This window comes from Allorhizobium borbori, assembly GCF_014196535.1.
GTDB lineage: Bacteria > Pseudomonadota > Alphaproteobacteria > Rhizobiales > Rhizobiaceae > Ectorhizobium > Ectorhizobium borbori.
Window position 1 is genome coordinate 117,115 of the sequence record NZ_JACIDU010000014.1, and the last position, 21,046, is coordinate 138,160.

Here is a 21,046-nt window from a genome sequence, read left to right on the forward strand (position 1 = left end):
CATCGGGGGAATCTCGCATGAAGTGGGAAGGTCGCAGGCAGTCGGACAATGTCGAGGACCGGCGCAATGAATCGGTCGGTCGGGCCGGGCAGGGTGGCGATCCTTTCGGTCGCAGCGGGTTTCGTGTGCCCGTGGGTCGCAAGGGCGGCGGTGGTCTCGGCATCGGCGGCATCGTCATCATTCTCATCATTTCATGGGTGCTCGGCATCAATCCGCTGACGCTGCTGTCCGGCGGCGACATCAATCTGGGCGGCGGCGGCCAGCAGGCCGACAGTTCTGCGCCCGCCGGTCCGCCGGCCAACGACCAGATGACGCAGTTCGTGCGCACGGTTCTGGCCGATACCGAAGATACGTGGAACGGCATCTTCAAGGCGGCCGGCGAAAACTACACCGAACCGACACTCGTGCTGTTTAGCGGCCGGGTCAGTTCGGCTTGCGGTCTGGCTTCGGCTGCGACCGGTCCGTTCTATTGCCCCGGTGACCGCAAGGTCTATCTCGACACGGATTTCTTCCGCCAGCTCCAGCAGCAGTTCGGCGCCTCCGGCGATTTCGCACAGGCCTATGTGATCGCCCATGAAGTGGGGCATCACATCCAGAACCTCACCGGTATCCTGCCCAAGTTCAACCGCGCCCGCCAGTCGATGAGCGAGGCCGAAGCCAATCGCATGTCGGTGCGGGTCGAGCTTCAGGCCGACTGCTTCGCCGGGATCTGGGGGCGCTTTACCGACCAGAAGGGCATTCTGGAAAATGGCGATCTGGAAGAGGCGCTGAACGCCGCCAAACAGATCGGCGACGATACGCTTCAGAAGCGTAGTCAGGGTTATGTCGTGCCCGACAGCTTCAACCACGGCACTTCCGCCCAGCGTATGCGCTGGTTCAAGCAGGGGTTCGATAACGGCAAGGTCACGGCCTGCAACACGTTCGATACGCCCTACGAACGGCTCTAAGGACACGTTTCGCGACCCATCACGCGGAATGGTGGTATCGATCAATAATTCTGCTTGATGCCTTTCAAGCCTTGCCAGTCGATTGCCGGTCGAATATCCAGAGCCCCGAGGCCGCTCACCCTTTCAGGGAGCGGCCTTTTGTCGTCTGGAGATTAGACATGCATGATCAGGTGAAGACGAACGCTGTTTCGCCCGACAATTCCTGGTGGTCGCATATTCGCGGCACATTCGCGATCGGTATTCCGCTAATCGGCGCACAGCTTGCGCAGCTTGGCATCCATACCACCGACGTCGTCATTCTCGGCCAATTCGGCGCACAATATCTGGCAGCCATCGTGCTGGCCGGGCAGTTCCTGTTCACGGTTTTCGTGTTCGGCACCGGGTTTTCCATGGCCGTGGTGCCCATGGTGGCACAGGCCTATGGGCGCGGTGATGTGACCAGCGTGCGGCGGTCGCTGCGCATGGGGTTGTGGGTCGCCATCGGCTACTGGCTTTTGATGCAGCCGGTATTCTTCAGCGCTGAAGCCATTCTCATCCATCTGGGTCAGCAGCCGGAAACGGCAGCCCTTGCCGGGCGCTATGTGGCAATGGCGGAGTTCGGCCTTCTGCCGGGCCTGCTCTTCATCGCGCTGCGCTCCATGGTCTCGGCCATCAACCGGGCCGGTGTCGTGCTGTGGGCCACCGTGTTCATGCTGGTCACCAATGCTGCACTCGCCTATGTGCTGGTGCTCGGCCATTTCGGCCTGCCGGCGATGGGCATGGATGGCGCGGCCATCGTTGCCGTCCTGGTGCAGTTTGCCGGCCTGGCTGTGCTGATAACCTATATTCAGCGGGTGCCGGAAACACGGTCCTATCAGGTGTTCGTTCGCTTCTGGCGGCCCGACTGGCTGGCGCTGAAGGAAGTGCTACGTCTCGGTTTTCCGATCTGCATCACCATTCTGGCGGAAGTCTCGCTGTTTTCGGCCTGCTCGCTGATGATGGGGGCAATCGGCACGGTGGAGCTGGCCGCGCACGGCATTGCCCTGCAACTGGCTTCGATCACCTTCATGATCCCGTTGGGTCTGGGGCAGGGGGCGACGGTCAGGGTCGGTGTCGCCCACGGGCGTGGCGATTTCGTCGGTGTGCGCCGCGCGGCGATTACCGTGGTCATCCTCGCTGCGATCATCTCGCTGTCCGGCGGCATCGCCTTTGCGACGATCCCGGAAAAGCTTGCCGTGTGGTTCCTCAACCCGGAAACGCCGAACGCCGCTGCGGTTCTGACCTATGCCGGGCCGCTGATCGTAACGGCCGGACTGTTCCAGCTCTTCGACGGGCAGCAGGCGATCTTCGCGAGCCTTTTGCGCGGGTTGAAGGATGCGCGGGTGCCGATGGTGCTGGCGCTGATCGCCTATTGGCCCGTGGGGTTCACCATGGCCTGGGCTTTGGCCTTTCCGCTCGGTTTCGGCGGGCTGGGGGTCTGGCTGGGTATCGTTTTCGGCCTTATCGGCGCCTCGACCATGTTGTGCCTGCGCTTCATCATGCTTTTGCGGCGCGAACGGCTCGTGCTTCTGGCCAGAGCCTGAAACGGAAAAGGCCCGCTTCGCGCGGGCCTTTTGCATGTTGGATTGTTTGAGTCTTCTCAACGCTCTGCAAGCGCCGGTTCACCCTTCTTCTCGCGCACCATGTTGATGAAGCGGCGGAAGAGGTAGTGGCTGTCCTGCGGGCCGGGCGATGCCTCCGGGTGATGCTGGACCGAGAAGACCGGCTTGCCGACGAGGCGCAGGCCGCAATTGGAGCCATCGAAGAGCGAAACGTGAGTCTCCTCAACGCCTTCCGGCAGGCTGTTCTTGTCGACTGCGAAGCCGTGGTTCATCGAAACGATCTCGACCTTGTTGGTCGTGTAGTCCTTCACCGGGTGGTTGGCGCCGTGGTGGCCCTGGTGCATCTTCACCGTGGTGCCGCCGAGCGCCAGCGCCAGCATCTGGTGGCCGAGGCAGATGCCGAAGACCGGCAGGCCACTTGCGACCAGCGCCTTGATGACCGGAACGGAATATTCGCCGGTGGCCGCCGGGTCGCCAGGACCGTTCGACAGGAAGATGCCATCCGGGTTCAGCGCCAGAATGTCTTCGGCGGCGGTCTTGGCCGGAACGACCGTGACGCGGCAATCAAGCCCGGCGAAGAGCCGCAGGATGTTGCGCTTGACGCCGTAATCCACGCAGACGACGTGATACTTGGCGGTGCCAGCGTCGAGTTCGCTGTAGCCTTCGTTCCAGACCCACGGCTTCTGGGTCCACTGCGAAGACTGGCCGGAGGTGGCGACGATGGCGAGGTCGAGGCCGACGAGGCCGCTCCACTCGCGGGCTTCCTTCTTCAGCGCCTCGATGTCGAACACGCCGTTCGGATCATGGGCGATGACGCCGTTCGGCGCACCGTTCTCGCGGATCCATGCGGTGAGCGCGCGGGTGTCGACGCCGCAAAGGCCAATCACGCCGCGGGCCTTCAGCCACTGGTCGAGATGCTTGAGGGCGCGGTAATTGGAGGGATCGGTAATCGAGGCCTTGAAGATGACGCCGACGGCGCCGCGGCGGGCGGCGGGGGTCAGGTCTTCAATGTCTTCCTCGTTGGTGCCGACATTGCCGATGTGGGGGAAGGTGAAGGTAACGATCTGGCCGAGATAGGAGGGGTCCGTCAGGATTTCCTCATAGCCGGTCAGCGCCGTGTTGAAGCAGACTTCCGCCTGAACCTTGCCGGTGGCGCCGATGCCGAAGCCTTCGATGACGGTGCCATCGGCCAGAACGAGAAGGGCGGTGGCCTTGGTTGTGGTCCAGCCTTGGGTTGCGGTCATGTTCTCTCACCTTTCCGGTTTTTACCGGTTGCCCGAACGGGATACCCGGCAAACCTTGTTTTCATGCAGCCGTGCGCGCGGGCGCATTTGCCCCGGCGGCAGCAGGATTTTCGGATTTCGTGCTAGGTGCGGGAAAATAGACAAAGCGGCCTTCCGGGTCAATTGCGGGAGGGCAGATTCCCCGGAAAAGGAATCTTTTCTTTTCAATGCCTTGCCGGATTGCATTTGCATCTCGCCCCGTGCCTGGGATATGACGGGCCAGTTTGACAAGGAAAAGCCACATTTCATCCCCTGCACCCGGCTTTTCGAGGAGACGCAAGAAATGATCCGCGAAACGCTCACGAACGCCATGAAGGACGCGATGAAGGCGAAGGATAACCTTCGGCTTTCAACGGTTCGCCTCATTCTGACGGCCATCAAGGATCGCGATATCGCCAATCGCGGCGCCGGCAAGGATTCCGTCAGCGATGACGACATTCTCCAGATCCTCACCAAGATGATCAAGCAGCGCGAGGAATCGGCGAAGATCTATGACGAGGGTGCCCGCGCCGAACTCGCCGCCCAGGAGCGCGCCGAAATCGAGGTCATCCGCGGTTTCATGCCGAAGCAGCTTGATGACGATGAAGTGCGCGCGATCATCACGGCGCTCGTTGCCGAGACCGGCGCGCAGGGGCTGCGCGATATGGGCAAGGTGATCGGTGTTCTCAAGGAGCGCTATCCCGGCCAGCTCGATTTCGCCAAGGCCTCCGGCGTGGTGAAGGAACTGTTGAAGTAATTTCCCGCTTGTGGATTGCGGGTATGCCCTGACGTGCGGCTGGCGCGTCAGGGCGGCATGACCTATATAGCAAGGTCAGCCCAGAGGACCCCATGCGCTTTTCCCCGACCTTTCTCGACGAGATACGCGACCGCGTGCCGATCTCCCAGGTGATCGGCCGCCGCGTGACGTGGGATCGCAAGAAGACCAATGTTTCGCGCGGGGATTACTGGGCCTGCTGCCCTTTCCATGGCGAGAAGAGCCCGAGCTTCCATTGCGAGGACAAGAAGGGTCGTTATCATTGCTTCGGTTGCGGCGTCTCCGGCGATCATTTCCGGTTTCTGACCGATCTCGAGGGCATGAACTTCCCTGAAGCCGTGCAGCAGATTGCCGATCTGGCTGGCGTGCCGATGCCGCAGCCGGATGTGCAGGCGGAAAAACGCGAGAAGGAACGCGCCGGGCTGATCGACGTCATGGAAATGGCGGCGCAGTTCTTTCAGGACCAGTTGCAGACGGCGGCGGGCGCGAAAGCGCGGGCCTACCTGCGCGAGCGGGGGCTTTCCGGCCGCACGATCGACACTTTCCGGCTTGGCTATGCACCCGACAGCCGCAACGCGCTGAAAGGCTTCCTGGCAGAGAAGGGCGTGGGCAAGGAAGAGATCGAGGCCTGCGGGCTCGTGGTGCACGGGCCGGAGATTCCCGTTTCCTATGACCGGTTCCGCGACCGCATCATGTTCCCCATTCTCTCTTCGCGGGAGAAGGTGATCGCCTTCGGTGGACGCGCGCTGTCGCCGGACGCACCGGCGAAATACCTCAATTCCAACGAGACGGAACTCTTCCACAAGGGCAACGTGCTTTACAATTTTGCCCGGGCGCGCCGGGCTTCGCAAGCGGTTGGCGGACGTTCCGAACCCGGCACGGTGATTGCCGTCGAAGGCTATATGGACGTGATCGCGCTGGCGCAGGCGGGCATCGAGAATGCCGTGGCGCCGCTTGGCACGGCGCTCACCGAAAACCAGCTCGAACTTCTGTGGCGCATGACGCCGGAACCGGTGTTGTGCTTCGACGGCGATGGTGCGGGGCTTCGCGCCGCCGCGCGCGCCGCCGATCTGGCGCTGCCGCATATCAAGCCCGGTCGCACCGTGCGCTTTGCGCTTTTGCCCGATGGCAAGGACCCCGACGATCTCGTCAAGCATGACGGGCGTGCGCCCTTCGACCGGGTGATGGCGGAAGCCAAGCCGCTTGCCGAAATGATCTGGACCCGTGAGGCCACCGGTTCCTTCGACACACCGGAAAAGCGGGCGGAACTTGAGGCGCGGCTGAAACAGATCGTGTCTGTCATCGCCGACGAGAATGTGCGCCGCCACTACCAGCAGGACATGCGCGACCGGCTGAATGCCTTCTTTGCGCCGGCCCGCCAGCAGCGGAGCGGCGAGGGTGGCTTCCAGCGCGGCGGCAACGGGCGCGGCGGTTTCCGCGGGCAGGGCGGTGGTCGAGGCGGTGCGCCGGCCTCGCCCTCGGGTTTTCTCGGCGGGATTTCCGATCGGCTCACCCGATCGGCGCTGGTGAAGGGGGCTTACGAGCACCCATCGCTGCGCGAAAGCGTGCTGGCGCTGACCGTCGTCAACCATCCGGCCCTGATGCAGGAAACCTATGACGAGATCGCCGGCATCGAATTCGAGAACCGCGAACTGACGCGCTTCTGGTCGGCCCTGCTGTCGGCGGCGGCGCTGCTCGGCCACCGGCTTTCGGCGGAAACACTGGTCGAGGCGCTGGAGGCGGAGGGCTTCGGCCCTCTGATTGCGGCGATGGACCAGCAGGTGCGCAATGCGCGGCTGTGGACGGCAACCACCAATGCGGCCTTCGAGGACGCACGCGAGGGCTATACGCAGGCCTATTCGCTGCACAAGCGGGCGATCGATCTGAGGCGCCAGAAAATTGAGCTCGAACGCTCCATTGCCGAGGCGACCGAAGCCGAGGATGCGGAGCGGCTGACGCCGCTTTACCGGGCGCTGCAGGAGGTACATCTGGAAATCAGCCGCATGGAAAATCAGGAGGCGATCATCGACGGGTTCGGAGTCCTTTCGGGCCGGATCAAGGGACCGGCGACCTCCAGTTCGTGAAGAATCGACCTGCTCTTGTTTTTGGCGAGGTCCTCCCTAAATATAGGGTCTGAATTGCCATGAAAGACGGATGAAGTGCCGCTTTTCGGGCATCTGTTCATTTTTCGTTAAGTTTTCCACCGGAAAGGCTTGACGGGACGGTGAATTGTGGGAATCACGATTTGAGTCAGAAATGCAGAGGCCGGGCAGGCCGCAGGATCATGACCGGTCAGTCTCTTTGCGAAGAACTGGACTTGGGTTGGACGGCGGCGGTGGTTAAGCAGGAATTAAAGATCAATCCGATAGTGTCGGACACGTGATTCGGTAGGCAGGCCGGCGCAACGCAATGCGACGGCCTGTATTTGCGAGTTGCGGCATGCAGTTGGAGCGGTTCCGAAAGCCCGGTTTGGCCCGGAACCCGCGAAGAACATAGGCGTCAGGGAAAGCGACGAAATGGCAACCAAAGTCAAAGAAAACGAAGAAGCCGAGAACGAACGCGAAGGTTCTCCCGATGGTCCGCTTCTCGATCTTTCTGATGACGCCGTCAAAAAGATGATCAAGGCCGCCAAGAAGCGCGGCTATGTGACCATGGACGAGCTGAATGAAGTCCTGCCGTCGGATCAGGTCGATCCCGACCGGATCGAGGACATCATGGCGATGCTCAACGACATGGGCATCAACGTCATCGAGGATGAGGACGTCGAGGAAGCGGCAGCGCCCGACGACGACAGCGACGACGAGGAAAGCGACGGCGGAGAAATTGCGCCGGCCACCGGCACGGCGCTTGCCACCGCGAAGAAGAAAGAGCCGACCGACCGGACCGACGACCCGGTGCGCATGTATCTGCGCGAAATGGGGTCGGTGGAGCTTCTGTCGCGCGAAGGCGAAATCGCCATCGCCAAGCGCATCGAGGCCGGCCGCGAAACCATGATTTCGGGCCTCTGTGAGAGCCCGCTGACCTTCCAGGCGCTCATCATCTGGCGTGATGAACTGAACGAAGGCACGACGCTTTTGCGCGAGATCATCGATCTCGAAACCACCTATTCCGGTCCGGAAGCCAAGGCCGCCCCGCAGTTCCAGAGCCCGGAAAAGATCGAGGCCGACCGCAAGGCTGCCGAGGAAAAGGAAAAGACCCGCAAGCCGCGTCCTTCCGCTGCCAATGACGACGACATCACCAATGTCGGCGGCGATGGCCTGCCGCCGGAAGAAGAGGAAGAGGACGAGGACGAATCCAACCTCTCGCTCGCCGCGATGGAAGCGGAACTGCGTCCGCAGGTGATGGAGACGCTCGACATCATCGCCGACACCTACAAGAAGCTGCGCAAGTTGCAGGATCAGCAGGTGGAAGCGCGTCTCGCCGCGACCGGTACGCTCTCTTCCGCGCAGGAACGCCGCTACAAGGAACTGAAGGATCAGCTCATCACGGCGGTCAAGTCGCTGTCGCTGAACCAGAACCGCGTGGATTCGCTCGTCGAGCAGCTCTACGACATTTCCAAGCGCCTGATGCAGAACGAAGGCCGCCTGCTGCGCCTCGCCGAATCCTACGGCGTCAAGCGTGACTCGTTCCTTGAGCAGTATCAGGGCGCCGAACTTGATCCGAACTGGATGAAGTCTATCGGCAACCTGTCGGCCCGTGGCTGGAAGGAATTCGCCAAGTCCGAAAACCAGATGATCCGTGACATCCGTCAGGAGATCCAGAATCTGGCGACCGAAACCGGCATTTCCATCGCCGAGTTCCGCCGTATCGTATCCATGGTGCAGAAGGGCGAACGCGAAGCCCGCATCGCCAAGAAGGAAATGGTCGAGGCCAACCTGCGCCTCGTGATTTCCATCGCCAAGAAGTACACGAACCGCGGCCTGCAGTTCCTCGACCTCATTCAGGAAGGTAATATCGGCCTGATGAAGGCGGTCGACAAGTTCGAGTATCGCCGCGGTTACAAGTTCTCGACTTATGCCACCTGGTGGATCCGGCAGGCGATCACCCGCTCGATCGCCGACCAGGCCCGCACCATTCGTATTCCGGTGCACATGATCGAGACGATCAACAAGATCGTCCGCACTTCGCGCCAGATGCTGCATGAAATCGGTCGCGAGCCGACGCCGGAAGAGCTTGCAGAAAAGCTTGCCATGCCGCTTGAAAAGGTGCGCAAGGTTCTGAAAATCGCCAAGGAGCCGATTTCGCTCGAAACCCCGGTGGGTGACGAAGAGGATTCGCATCTCGGCGACTTCATCGAGGACAAGAACGCGCTTCTGCCGATCGACGCCGCCATTCAGGCAAACCTGCGCGAAACCACGACCCGCGTTCTCGCCTCGCTCACGCCGCGCGAAGAGCGCGTGCTGCGCATGCGCTTCGGCATCGGCATGAACACCGACCACACGCTGGAAGAAGTCGGTCAGCAGTTCTCGGTGACGCGCGAACGTATTCGCCAGATCGAGGCGAAGGCGCTGCGCAAGCTGAAGCATCCGAGCCGCTCGCGCAAGCTGCGCTCGTTCCTGGATAGCTAAGCTTTGTAACTCATGGCACGATTTGAAAAAGGCCGGCAGAAATGCCGGCCTTTCGTATTTTCAATGCTGTGCGGTGATTACTCTACCGGAACGATCTTGCCGTCCTCCCACTTGAACAGCGAGAAGGCCTGGGAGGCCAGATCGCCGGTCTGACCATAGGACAGGGTGCCAATGGCGGTCGGGATTTCGAGTTTGCTCTTGAGCGCCAGTGCGACGGCTTCCGGGTCTTCAGCGCTGCCTGCCTTTTCGATGCCGGCCTTGATGACCTCAACGGCAGCATAGGCGTTGAGCGTGAAGGCTTCCGGCGGGATGTTCTTGGCCTTGAGCGCTTCGACGGCGGCCTGCGAGGCCGGGTTCTTCAGTGCGTCGGTTGCATTGGTGAAGACGGTGCCGGTGGCGTTCTTGTCGCCCAGTGTCCAGAACTCGGTGTTCGAGAGGCCATCACCGCCAATGATCGTGGCCTTCAGGCCGGCATCGGCGAACTGGCGGGCCAGAAGGCCGGCTTCCGGGTGATAGCCGCCGAAATAGACGATTTCCGCGCCGGCCTGCTTCAGGCGGGCGACGAGGGTGGAGAAATCGCGTTCGCCCGAGGTCAGCGAATCGTCGAGCACTTCCTTGACGCCGCCGGCATTCAGGGCCGCCTTGAAGGCACCGGCAAGACCCTTGCCGTAGGTGCCCTTGTCATCGATGATCGCGACCTTCTTGTCCTTGAAGGACTTCAGCACATAGGCGGCGGCAACTTCGGCCTGCTGGTCGTCACGGCCGCAGGTGCGGAAAACATTGGGAAGGCCGCGTGTCGTGAGCGCCGGTGCGGTTGCTGTCGGTGTCACCATCAGCACACCGTTTTCGGCCAGTACGTCGGAGGCCGGCACGGCAACGCCGGAGGTAACGGGACCGACGACGTACTTGATACCTTCGCCGACCAACTGGTTTGCGGCGGAAACGCCCTGCTTGGGTTCGCCGGCGTCATCGGCAATCTTCAGAACCAGCTTTTCACCGGCGATGCCGCCGGCGGCGTTGATCACGTCGACCGCGGTCTGGGCGCCGTTCTTTACCTGATCGCCATAGGCGGCAACCGGGCCGGTGGTCGGCGCGATGAGGCCGATGACAATATCGGCGCGCGCCGGCGATGCTGCGATAAGCGCGGCGAGGGCTGCGCCAGTGAACAAATGACTGATTTTCACGTCTTTCTCCTTGGGCGGATGAATATCCGCTATGGGCGCGGTCGTCTCCCATGCACGGACCGCAACCGGCCCCGCATCACGGGACCTCGGCAAACGCGTGGCCGTTTGCGGCTCTTTCGCGTCGAGCGGCAGGATCGAAGATTATGAAGCATTCGACAAGGGTGGTTCCGGTCAAAATGGTTGGTTGTGCCTATTTATTTTGCCGTTGCGTAATTCATCGGCGCTTCGCGGCGCAGAGTATGGTCTCTCAAAAAGAATCGGGGTGTAGCCAACTTTTTCCGGACCTATCCATTGGATGTCGCCGGGTGGTGGTCTTACATGCAGCGCATGCAGGAACATACGGAGCATGACAGGCAGGGACTGGCATGGGGCCTTATCGGCTCCGTGGTGCTGCATGTTCTGCCTGTCGTGCTCCTGCTCATCCATTGGCCGGTTCCTTCCTTCGAGCCGCCGAAGGAGGAGGCGATTTCCGTGGAGGTGGTTCCCGAACCCGAGAAACCCGCCGAGCCCGAAAAGCCGGCCGAGCCCGCAGAACCCGAGAAACCGCCGGAGCCGGAAAAGGCGCAGGAGCAACCGCCGCCGCCCGCGCCTGCCGCAACCATGCTTGCCGTGCCACCGCCCGTTTCGGATGCACCGGAGCGGGACGATGCGTTGGGGGACACCAAACCACCAGACCAGCCATCGCCGGTCGAGACCGGACCGAAGGCGGAAGCCGGCGAGCGGCAGGATGTTGCGCCGGCAATGGGCGATCCTGTTCCCGACGCTGCCGTGCCGGCAGAGACGCCTCCGCAGGCGGAAGAAACGGCTAAGGACAATCTCGATCAGGTCGATGAGGGGACGGTGAAGGCGCCGGCTGCACCGGACATTCTGGCCTCGACTTCTGATTCAGCCGATGCCGGCGAGGCGGTCGCCGCGGCACCGCAGCACCCGCCAGTGCCTGAGCCAAGGCCGCAGCCGCCAGTTTCCGGCGCAAAGGGCAAGGTGCCGGGTACCGGCCAGACCGAAACGTTGAAGCCCGCCGAAAAGCTGCTTTCCAATGCCCGGCTGGCGGACCCGATGATGCGTGAGGCGCTGGGACAATTGCCGCGTCCGCGCCGTATCGTGCAGCTTTGCACCGTTGAAGCGCTGTCGCAGATCATGGCGGCCCGTCCGGGCACGATGCTTCACGGCATGGTGCCCTTCGGCGATCAGGACGGGAAGATTGAAAACGATACGCTGACGGCCTCGGGCGGCGCCTATCGCACCATGGCCGGCGAGTGGTTCGACATTTCCTTCCGCTGCTCGGTAAATGTCGAAAAGATGCAGGTGACCGGCTTCAATTACCGATTGGGCGATCACAAACTGACCCGCGACGAGCGCGCGGCACGCGGGCTCCCGACGGAGTGACACCCTGTTCGGTCATGAGGGCCGGATGCGTCACATCCGGCCCGTCACGATCATTCTTCGGTGCTGAATACCGCCTTGGCTTCATCCGCGCTCACCTTGCGCACCTTGATGCGGTCGCGGTAGGCGGCGAGCAGATCGCTTGCCAGCAGTTCCTCGGCGAGATCGGCCGGAAGTGACAGCAGCACACGGTCGCCATCGTCCGAAAGGGCGTCGGTTTCCAGGCGGGCAGAAATCATGCCGCCGGCAATGGTGTTGTGCGTCTCGGGATCGATCAGGATGAACGCGCCGGTCGAGCGGTTATCATGATAGGTGTCGAAGATCGCCAGTTCCTCGAAATCCAGCCGCACGCTGCCGATGGCGTTCATCGGCAATTGCAGGGCTGGGTTCCACTGGCCGCTCGAAAGGTCGAGCGCGCTCTGCGGCTCCACCGTCACCCGCTGGCGGCGGCTGCCGGACTTCAACCAGTAGCGCTTGCCAGGCTCGATGCCATCGGGCTGCAGCGCCACGAGCTTGGCGGTGAAGGCACGACCGGTCATCGGCGGGCTTTCGAGCGAGACGATCATGTCACCGCGTGCCACATCCACCTGGCGGTCGAGAACCAGCGTGATGGCGTCACCGGCCACGGCGGCGTTACGGATCTGGTCGAAGGTGACGATCTGGCGGACATTCGCCGTCTCGCCGGAGGGCAGGATGGTGACGGTGTCGCCGGGCTTCACCGAGCCGCCGGCGACCGTACCCTGATAGCCGCGGAAGCTTTCACCCGGACGCGCCACGCGCTGCACCGGCAGACGGAAGCCGCCGGCCTGGGCGGAGCGGGCAGGGGCGAGTTCCAGCGTTTCCACCAGCGTCGGGCCTTCATACCACGCCATGTTTTCGTTGGCGCTGTGCACAACGTTCTCGCCCTTGAGAGCCGACATGGGAATGGCCGTGACCTTGACCGGTCCGAGGCTCTTGGCGAATTCGCGGAAGGCGGCCGAGATTTCGTCGAAACGGAACTGGCTGTAGCCCACGAGGTCGATCTTGTTCACAGCCAGCACGAACTGACGGATGCCCATCAGCGAGGCGATGGTGGCGTGGCGGCGTGTCTGTTCCAGCAGGCCGGCGCGGGCGTCGATCAGAAGCACGGCGAGATCGGCGGTCGAGGCGCCGGTGGCCATGTTGCGGGTATATTGTTCATGACCGGGGGTATCGGCGACGATGAAGGACCGGCGGTCCGTGGCGAAATAGCGATAGGCGACATCAATAGTGATACCCTGTTCGCGCTCGGCCTGAAGGCCATCGAGCAGAAGCGCGAAATCCGGCAGGCCGAGATCGTTCTGGCGCGAGCCTTCGCGCTTCAGCGAGGCAGCCTGGTCTTCCTTCACCGCCTTGGTATCCCAGAGAAGACGGCCGATGAGGGTGGACTTGCCGTCATCGACGCTGCCGCAGGTGATGAGGCGCAACGGGCGGGTGTCGCGGCCCGGACGGCCCGGTTCCGCGAACGGAATGATGGTGGCGGTGCCGTGTCCCACGGCTTCGGTGGCGACGTTCATCAGAAATAACCCTCGCGCTTCTTCTTTTCCATGGAGCCGGACTGGTCGCGATCTATGGCGCGGCCCTGACGCTCGGAAACGGTGGCGATTTCGAGTTCGGCGATGACTTCATCGAGCGTCGTCGCCTCGGAGTTGATGGCGCCGGTCAGCGGGAAACAGCCGAGCGTGCGGAAGCGGATAAGGCCTTCCTTGACCTCTTCGCCCGGCTGAAGCGGCAGGCGCGGATCTTCGGCAAGGATCATCATGCCATCGCGTTCGACATAGCGGCGCGGCTTGGCAAAATAGAGCGGAACAAGCGGGATGTTTTCGAGCTGGATGTAGCGCCAGATGTCGACTTCCGTCCAGTTGGAGAGCGGGAAAGCGCGCACGCTTTCGCCCTTCTTCACCATGCCGTTATAGATGTTCCACAGTTCCGGGCGCTGGTTGCGCGGGTCCCAGCGGTGATCGGGCGTGCGGAAGGAATAGATGCGCTCCTTGGCGCGCGAGGCTTCCTCGTCCCGGCGGGCACCGCCAAAAGCCGCGTCATACTGGCCTGCGTCTAGCGCCTGCCGCAGAGCTTCGGTCTTCATGATGTCGGTATAGATGGAGGAACCGTGCGTGAAAGGCGAGACATTCTCGGCCTTGCCGCGCGGGTTGGTGTGCACCACGAGGTCAAGGTCGTATTTCGCCGCCATCTCGTCGCGGAAGGCGATCATTTCCTTGAACTTCCAGCCGGTATCGACATGCAGAAGCGGGAACGGGACGCGGCCGGGGAAGAAGGCCTTGCGGGCAAGGTGCAACAGAACGGAGGAATCCTTGCCCACCGAATAGAGCATGACCGGCTTTTCAAACTCGGCGGCCACCTCGCGGAAAATATGGATCGCTTCGCTTTCAAGGGCCTTCAGATGCGGATCGAGCGGCGGCTTGGTCGTCTGCGTATGATGGACTTCCGCGTCGGGAAGGCTGGTCTGCATCGGTCATCTCCGGAAATTGCGGGCGGCAGGCTTTCTTGATCGAGCCTCAGTATCGTTTGCCGGAGAGATGAAAGACAGAAAACGGGTTCCTACCCGCAGGGGAATAGGAGCAAATGTCACCCGATCGCAAGCGCCAAGCGCAAAAACATCCGCACCCGCGGCTTTCGCGGTGCGGACCCACCATATCGGTTCATCAGCGTCGATAACGAGCATAGCCGAAAGGAGTGCGAATATCTACATAAAAAACATGGACTATGTATTTTATTATCCGTTCAAGCGACAGGCCGGCGAAGATCGCGAAAAATATCACCCGACGCCAGATTTCGGGCGCTGTTTTTGTCATGTGGTAATCTTTATCGTTCTCGATGGTATGACTTAATCGAAAGACCCGATGGCGGGTCGCTGGAGGATATCCCATGCCGAGCATATCCCGCCGTTTGTACAAAGCGGTCTTTTTCTGCCTGTTTGTTCTTGGCGTGGCGGGATTGCGGCCTGCGTTGGCGGAAACGCTTTTTGTGGTTCTGTCCGCAGACGGCCAGAAACAATTTGCCGTGACGGAAGAAGTCATCGACAAAGTGGGCACGACCAGCTTCAAATCGGTCCTTCCTTCCACCGACGAGCCCTTCTATGTCGTGCGCGGCCCCCTTTTGCGCGATATCGTTGCGGCCTCGGGTTTCAAGGGCAGTTCTGTCACGGTGCAGGCATTCGATGGCTATGAGATGGACATTCCCGGTGACGACTATATGAAGAACGATGTCATCTTGGCTATCGAAACGAACGGCAAGCGCCTGACCCGCCGCGACCGCGGACCGGCCTGGATTGCCTATCCTTCCGTGGAATTTCCCGAATTCCAGGGTGATGGTTATGCGGCCCGCAGCGTTTGGCAGGTGAAGGACATCATCGTTAAATGACGTTATCGCGCTGGTTCAGAGCCACATCCTGGCAGAGGCTCCGGTTACCGCTGCTGTTTACCTTGACCCTGCCTGTGCTGGCGCTGATGGAACTCAACATCGACCGGCTGGCGCGGGGTGTCGACCAGCCCCTTTATTACTCTGCCCGGCTCGATGAAGTCAGCAAGATGGACCTGGAAGCAACGCAGCTTTTTGATGCGGCCAGCCGTTTCGTGGCGGGAGATGCCGGGGTGAGCCGTGAAGACCTCACGATGCTTCTCGACATTTTCTGGGGGCGGGTGGATGCCACGAAAACCCCAAGCTACATGACGGTTCTGGGGGCGGCCAATGTCGATCTCAACCTGCCGCTGGAGCTGTTTCAGGCCTTGCCCCGGTTTGAGGCGGCGGTGAACGCCCTTGTACTCGGCCAGCCGGCCAGCCTTGCCGCTCTGATGGCGCTCAAGGATTTGTATGGCCCGCGCCTGCACCGCATCAACGAAGTTGCCTGGATGACGCGTCGCAAGGTCGTGGCGGAGTTCACCCAGCGCAATCTCGCCAATGTTGCCGTGTTGCGCAATATCCAGATCGGTTTTGCGGCGCTGTCGCTGTTCATTCTGCTTTATGTGATGTTCGAACTGCTATCGGCGCGGCGGGCGAACCGGAGCCTGAATACGATGATCGCCGAAAAGCAGGTGCTGCTCAGGACGGATCTTCTGACCGGCATTGCCAATCGTTCCGCCTTTGAGGCGGATCTGTTGGAACTCTGCAATGCGGCGCCCGAGCAGGGCTTCACCGTCGTCTATCTCGATCTCGACGGTTTCAAGACGGTCAATGATACGCTGGGCCATGCAGCGGGTGATGCCCTTCTGCGCTATATCGCCGAAGTGCTGCGCGCGGCGGCGAGGGAAGGTGATGCAGTGTCGCGGCTGGGTGGCGATGAGTTTGCCGCTCTTCTTCCCGGCCCGATCGAAAGGGCAACCGATCTCATGGCGAAGGTCCTGGAACAGATCGGGTTCGCCCCGATGCTGGAGCCCGGTGTGATTGTGTCCGGCAGCATCGGGCTCTGTCATTCCAGCCAGTGCATCGAGCAGAGCAAGCCGCAACAGTCCGGTCGACTGATGCGCAACGCTGATCTCGCCCTTTATGCTGCCAAGCATGGCGGGCGAAATCGTCTTGTCGTCTTCTCTCCCGACCTCAAAGAGCGTCATGACCGGCAGACCCGCACGGAGACATTGCTGCCACCGGCCATCAGGGCAGGGGCACTCGAGGCGGCCTTTCAACCGATCATTGATCTCAAGGCCGGCGGCGTCGCCTATCTGGAAGCGCTGGTGCGCTGGTCGCCGCCGGAACTCGGGCCGGTGCCCGCCGATCAAATCGTTGCCATTGCCGAGCGCGCCGGTCTTGTCAGTGACCTGACCTTTGCGATGCTTGAGCAGGCGATGCGGCTCAGCAAGCGTATCGAGGCTGAAGGATATGCGACACCCATTGCCGTCAATCTCACACCGTCCATGCTGATTCAGCCGGATTTTGCCGGGGACGTGATTGCGGCACTGAACCGCGAGGCCATGAAGCCCGGCACGATCTGTTTCGAGCTGGTGGAATATGCCGATCTCGATGACAGGGGGTCGGACACGGTAAGCGCCAATCTCGAGGCCTTGCGTCAGGCGGGTATTCCGCTGGCGATCGATGATTTCGGCAAGGCCTATTCGAATGTACACCGCCTGATGCAAATCGAATTCCATCTGCTCAAACTCGACAAGATTCTGCTCACCGGGATCGGCGAATCACAACGGGCTGCCCGAATTCTCCATGGTCTCAACCGCCTGATGGAAGCGATCGGCGTCGAGATGGTGGGCGAAGGCATCGAGACCCAGGCCCAGGTCGACCTGCTGCGTAACGCCGGCATTCGCTACGCCCAGGGCTATTTCTATGCCCGCCCCATGTTCCCGGACGCCATCTGCGCCTTTCTCAAGGCCGGCCTCCCTGCCGAGACAGCCTGCGTCCCGCACGCCGGCAGTTGAAAGCCCGACCAACGTAAACCGCCTTGGCAAACTGCGGGCGGATGATGTGGTTTTTGAGATGTGGTGGGCCCGGAGGGACTCGAACCCCCAACCAAGCGGTTATGAGCCGCCGGCTCTAACCATTGAGCTACAGGCCCGGCGGAGAAAACCGCGGGTGGCCGGCGCAATGGTCGCCGGACGGGGTTGCTCTAGCCTAAATTTTCGTATGGCTCAAGCGCGCCGTAATGCACACACAATCACCGGGCAGGAATTCGGTTCAACCTATGAAGGAGGAAAGCATGCGTTCACGGACATTTCGCCATTTCATGCTGGCAGCAGTTACCGTTGGTGGCCTTGGGATGGCAGCGTTACCGGCCAGCGCCGAGACTGCGGCCTTGAGCGAGGCGGTTATCAGTGTCTCCGGCGAAGGATCTGCCACGCTTGCTCCGGATATGGCTGTTCTGGATCTCGGCGTGTTGCAGCAGGCCAAGACGGCAGCGGAGGCGCTTGCCGCCAACAACAAGGCGATGGCCGACGTGCTGCAGGCACTTGCGCAGGAGGGGATTGAAGCGAAGGACATGCAGACGTCCGGCTTTTCCGTCGAACCGCAATATCGTCAGGACGCTCGCAAGGATGGCAGCTTCGAACCGCCCGTTGTTGTCGGCTATCAGGTGACCAACGGCCTTTCGGTCAAGGTGCGTGATCTGGCCAAGCTTGGCGGCGTCATCGATCGTTCGGTGAAGCTCGGCGTCAATCAAGGCGGCAACATCCGCTTTACCAATGACAAGCCCGATGCCGCCATCGAGGAGGCGCGGCGCAATGCCATGGCCGAAGCCGTTGCCAAGGCCCGCACGCTGGCGGAGGCTGCCGGGGTCAAGCTCGGCCGCGTCATCAGCATCAATGAAAGTTTCATGCGGCCCATGCCGGCGCCCCAGATGATGATGCGTGCCGCCATGGCAAAAGACATGCCGGAAGCCGTACCGGTGGCTGCTGGCGAAAACAGCTATAGCGTGACGGTGAATGTCGCCTACGCCATAGCGCAATAATTGCCGACAGTTTTCTTCCATGGGGGGTGAAACCTTTCGCCCCCCATTTGCGTTTCTCCTGATGACAGGGAGAAAAACCATGTTCATTACCGATACACGCATCCTGCGCGACAGGCCCGAAGGGCTCGTCGTTGAATTCATCTCCGAAACCGGGGCTGTGGCCACCGTGCAGTTCCAGGCGCCCGCTGGTGCCACCGATAACCGGCTGTTGGCGGCGGCACGGGCGCTGCTTGTCGATTTCGCGCGCGCTCGACCGCAGGAAACCCTGCTTCTTTCCTCCAGTGAACTTGCGGCCCGGCCGAGCGCCCGTACGGCCCATGATGTCGATATGCTGGAGGAAGAGCTGGATGAGGGGCTGGAGGATACATTCCCGGCCAGCGATCCGGTTTCGGCGACGTCATCCACCACCGCGCGGTAGCCCGCGCGGCGACAGTGACAGTGGTTGCGAGCGTTTGACGGCTTCGCTCATGCCTGTTTCCCCGGTGGAGAAGCGAGAGGCCGCATGCGTGACCGCTTGATCGTGTGAGGTGCGGAGAAGTTGCGCGCGTCAAGCCTGCATCCGGGGATGCTCGCAGCCTTTACCGATTAAGCCCTGCCGAGGCAATGGACGTTTGCGCAATTCGAAGACCTGCCGGCGCAGCGTTCTTTCGTGCCACGTTTCGTCCATTGCGCTTTTGCCCGCGGGTGTGACGGCCTTCTGGCTGAGTGGCCGGCGGGCGGGCGACGCCTATCTGATCTGCAGCGGAACCTTGCTTGCCGAGCCCGGCGTCACGGCGTTGCTGCTGGAGGCCATGAGTGCCGATGCCGGCACGCTAGCCGCCTACCGCAGGATGGGATTTGCGACCTGCTTCGGTTTCGTGGATTGGCAGCCGATCTGGCCGAACGCGACGGGCGCCCTTGACGAATTACATGCTCGACTTCTTTGCCTCGTGTGCCGGGATGGACACGACCCGGAGGCTTATTCACCAATGGATGCGGCCAGCGGCATGGTTTTCCAGCTCGCGGTTCGGGCTGATGGCAGGCGTGTGCAGTCTTGCGCGGGTTCTGCTGGCCGGGCTTTCGGCACCTTCCTCATGCGTTCGGGTGCGGCGAAGGCCGTTCAGCAGCTTGAAATGATCAAGCTGCTTTCATGCTGAGTGAATGAGACGAATACGAGTACCCCAGGGGTCATCGGCAGTGTAGGTATTGGCTTCCAGCGTGCCGATACCAGCACTCTTCAACCGCGTGGTCTGTGCATCGAACACGGCCGTGTCAGCCACGGTGAGCGAGAACCAGTCGAGGCCGGTTTCCGCGGGATTACGCCGTTCAGCGCCACGGCTGTTCCAGCTATTCACGGCAACATGGTGGTGATAGCCGCCAGATGACAGGAAAGCCGCGTCCGGCCGGTTTCCGCGGGTGGAATCGAGGCCGAGGAGGGTGCCGTAGAAATCCCGCGCCGTCGCGACATCACCGACCCGCAGGTGAATGTGGCCGATGCGCAGGGCCTCGGGCGACTGACTGTAGGTGTCGCGGGTGCGGTCGGCCAGCGCTACGATGCCGTCGATGTCGAGCTCGGCGGTGCCCATGGTCACCAAACCATCGCGCCATTCCCAGCGCTCCTTCGGACGGTCGGAATAGACCTCAATGCCATTGCCTTCCGGATCGGTCAGGTAAATGGCCTCGCTAACGTGGTGGTCGGCAAAGCCATCGACGGGAACCTGGATCATGGCGGCATGCACCAGCCAGCGGGCGAGATCCTGCCGCGTCGGCATGAGATAGGCAATGTGGAACAGACCGGCTGCCCCCGGTGCTTCAAGGGCGGTGCCCGGCCTGCGTTCCAGATGTAAAAGCGCCGTGTTGCCTGCACCCAGCGTTGCGGCGTCTGCGTCGCGGATCAGGACGGAAAGGCCAAGGACCTGCCGGTAATAGGCAATCATGGCATCGAGATCGCGCACCTTGAGCGCTGCGGCCTCGACATGAACCGGTGTTGAAAGCGCGAAGGGTAGAGCTACCGGACCGGTAGCGAGCGCTTCCGCCGAGCGGGCGAACTGGAATGCTGCGGCAAGCGAGGAGACGCCTGCCAGTTTGATAAGGCCGCGACGGCTGACGATCATGGTTTCCTCGAAGTGGAGCGATGGTCCATGCCGATGCGATCGCGTATTTTGCGGCGGTGCACAACACAATTGCCCGTGAATGCGCGTGGACACGGCCCCCGACTTCGGCCGCTGACTGTCAAAGCCGGTCCGTGACGAACCACAAGGTTGCACGGTCATCTTCGCCGCCTAGCGAAAATGACGGTCGCGATCATAAAGGAGCATGGCGATCAAAGGGACTGTCTTATGCGCAAATTCATTGCCGTCTTTACCGGCTTCACCCTTGCGATTTTCACCTCGCTCGCGCTTTCCCAGACATAAACTCACGTCTCGGAGTGACACCGAACTTTAATGCCGTGCCATATTCGCAATCGTGTCAAACGTGTATTATGTCGGACAGGCGACCAAGATCAAAATTCTATAAAGAAAAATACGAGAGACGTTCCAGGTCGTTTAGCGATGATATTGTAAAATATGGCAACTCTAGAATAAAATCCGAAGCTTGCATAAGAAACGTATAAAAATTTACATCGTCATTATTGAAAAGTATGCGAGTGCTCCGGTGCATCCATTTCGTTTCCGCGAAAAGAAGTATGCATGCTGGCGATAGTCAAATTGTGATTGTGATTTCTGTAAGTTTGGTGGTCAAACATGCGCAACATGTCAAAGCACATAGTGCTGCTTGGAGCCATGAATTTACAATTTTATCATTCAGAATTACGCTCAATTCATAGGATTGAAATATTATGCCTGTTAATTGCCACTGAGAACTGACCCGGCGTTGCCTGATATTTCCATTGAGAATTGACCCATGTTCCAACTTTCCCTCGCATGTTTTCAGCGGGGGCTAT

Annotated in this window: 16 protein-coding genes and 1 tRNA gene; 11 read left to right on the plus strand and 6 right to left on the minus strand. The window is 61.1% G+C overall.

Annotated features, from left to right (window positions below):
- Positions 1 to 17 precede the first annotated feature (17 nt).
- Both ypfJ and GGQ66_RS16670 read left to right on the plus strand, forming a co-directional pair.
- Complete coding sequence (ypfJ, locus tag GGQ66_RS16665) at positions 18 to 947, plus strand: KPN_02809 family neutral zinc metallopeptidase (protein ID WP_183793861.1); 930 nt, start codon at positions 18 to 20, stop codon at positions 945 to 947.
- 158 nt (positions 948 to 1,105) lie between these two features.
- Positions 1,106 to 2,509 (plus strand): MATE family efflux transporter, encoded by a 1,404-nt coding sequence (locus GGQ66_RS16670; protein WP_183793862.1) that lies wholly within the window; start codon positions 1,106 to 1,108, stop codon positions 2,507 to 2,509.
- 56 nt (positions 2,510 to 2,565) lie between these two features.
- On the opposite strand, the gene carA is transcribed toward GGQ66_RS16670, so the two are convergent.
- A complete protein-coding gene (gene carA / locus GGQ66_RS16675; protein WP_183793863.1) occupies positions 2,566 to 3,771 on the minus strand; it encodes a glutamine-hydrolyzing carbamoyl-phosphate synthase small subunit in 1,206 nt (401 codons plus the stop codon).
- Positions 3,772 to 4,093: 322 nt separating this feature from the next.
- Between carA and GGQ66_RS16680 the strand changes: the two genes are divergently transcribed.
- From GGQ66_RS16680 to rpoD, 3 genes are all read left to right on the plus strand, one after another.
- On the plus strand, positions 4,094 to 4,546 hold the full coding sequence (locus GGQ66_RS16680; protein ID WP_183793864.1) for a GatB/YqeY domain-containing protein: 453 nt from the start codon (positions 4,094 to 4,096) through the stop codon (positions 4,544 to 4,546).
- Between the two features lie 92 nt (positions 4,547 to 4,638).
- Entirely contained in the window at positions 4,639 to 6,648 is a 2,010-nt protein-coding gene (gene dnaG, locus GGQ66_RS16685; protein WP_183793865.1) for a DNA primase, read from the plus strand.
- Positions 6,649 to 7,080: 432 nt separating this feature from the next.
- Complete coding sequence (gene rpoD, locus GGQ66_RS16690) at positions 7,081 to 9,132, plus strand: RNA polymerase sigma factor RpoD (protein WP_183793866.1); 2,052 nt, start codon at positions 7,081 to 7,083, stop codon at positions 9,130 to 9,132.
- A gap of 77 nt (positions 9,133 to 9,209) precedes the next feature.
- On the opposite strand, the gene GGQ66_RS16695 is transcribed toward rpoD, so the two are convergent.
- Positions 9,210 to 10,310: a branched-chain amino acid ABC transporter substrate-binding protein gene (locus tag GGQ66_RS16695; RefSeq protein WP_370686370.1), complete on the minus strand. Its 1,101-nt coding sequence runs from the start codon at positions 10,308 to 10,310 to the stop codon at positions 9,210 to 9,212.
- A 324-nt stretch (positions 10,311 to 10,634) separates the two neighbouring features.
- Here GGQ66_RS16695 and GGQ66_RS16700 point away from each other — a divergent pair, with 324 nt between their 5' ends.
- Positions 10,635 to 11,702, plus strand: a complete 1,068-nt coding sequence (locus tag GGQ66_RS16700) for a DUF930 domain-containing protein (RefSeq protein WP_183793868.1) — start codon at positions 10,635 to 10,637, stop codon at positions 11,700 to 11,702.
- Between the two features lie 50 nt (positions 11,703 to 11,752).
- On the opposite strand, the gene cysN is transcribed toward GGQ66_RS16700, so the two are convergent.
- On the minus strand, positions 11,753 to 13,234 hold the full coding sequence (cysN, locus tag GGQ66_RS16705) for a sulfate adenylyltransferase subunit CysN (RefSeq protein ID WP_183793869.1): 1,482 nt from the start codon (positions 13,232 to 13,234) through the stop codon (positions 11,753 to 11,755).
- Positions 13,234 to 14,187 (minus strand): sulfate adenylyltransferase subunit CysD, encoded by a 954-nt coding sequence (gene cysD, locus GGQ66_RS16710; protein ID WP_183793870.1) that lies wholly within the window; start codon positions 14,185 to 14,187, stop codon positions 13,234 to 13,236. The genes cysN and cysD overlap by 1 nt, the downstream gene beginning before the upstream one ends.
- Before the next feature lie 416 nt (positions 14,188 to 14,603).
- Between cysD and GGQ66_RS16715 the strand changes: the two genes are divergently transcribed.
- Positions 14,604 to 15,098 carry a putative pterin-binding protein gene (locus GGQ66_RS16715; RefSeq protein WP_183793871.1) on the plus strand — a complete coding sequence of 165 codons (495 nt, stop codon included), beginning with the start codon at positions 14,604 to 14,606 and terminating at the stop codon, positions 15,096 to 15,098.
- Positions 15,095 to 17,098, plus strand: coding sequence for a putative bifunctional diguanylate cyclase/phosphodiesterase (locus GGQ66_RS16720; protein WP_183793872.1), 2,004 nt, complete (start codon positions 15,095 to 15,097; stop codon positions 17,096 to 17,098). The genes GGQ66_RS16715 and GGQ66_RS16720 overlap by 4 nt, the downstream gene beginning before the upstream one ends.
- Before the next feature lie 61 nt (positions 17,099 to 17,159).
- On the opposite strand, the gene GGQ66_RS16725 is transcribed toward GGQ66_RS16720, so the two are convergent.
- Positions 17,160 to 17,235 (minus strand) — tRNA-Ile (locus GGQ66_RS16725).
- Between the two features lie 141 nt (positions 17,236 to 17,376).
- Here GGQ66_RS16725 and GGQ66_RS16730 point away from each other — a divergent pair.
- The 3 genes from GGQ66_RS16730 to GGQ66_RS16740 all read left to right on the plus strand — a co-directional run bounded on the left by GGQ66_RS16730 (position 17,377) and on the right by GGQ66_RS16740 (position 19,259).
- Positions 17,377 to 18,123, plus strand: coding sequence for an SIMPL domain-containing protein (locus GGQ66_RS16730; protein WP_183793873.1), 747 nt, complete (start codon positions 17,377 to 17,379; stop codon positions 18,121 to 18,123).
- 79 nt (positions 18,124 to 18,202) lie between these two features.
- Positions 18,203 to 18,541, plus strand: a complete 339-nt coding sequence (locus tag GGQ66_RS16735) for a hypothetical protein (RefSeq protein WP_183793888.1) — start codon at positions 18,203 to 18,205, stop codon at positions 18,539 to 18,541.
- A gap of 268 nt (positions 18,542 to 18,809) precedes the next feature.
- Positions 18,810 to 19,259, plus strand: coding sequence for a hypothetical protein (locus GGQ66_RS16740; protein ID WP_183793874.1), 450 nt, complete (start codon positions 18,810 to 18,812; stop codon positions 19,257 to 19,259).
- Here the strand turns inward: GGQ66_RS16740 and GGQ66_RS16745 are convergent.
- Positions 19,251 to 20,216 (minus strand): VOC family protein, encoded by a 966-nt coding sequence (locus GGQ66_RS16745; RefSeq protein WP_183793875.1) that lies wholly within the window; start codon positions 20,214 to 20,216, stop codon positions 19,251 to 19,253. The two genes, GGQ66_RS16740 and GGQ66_RS16745, sit on opposite strands and share 9 nt — an antisense overlap.
- Positions 20,217 to 21,046 lie beyond the last annotated feature (830 nt).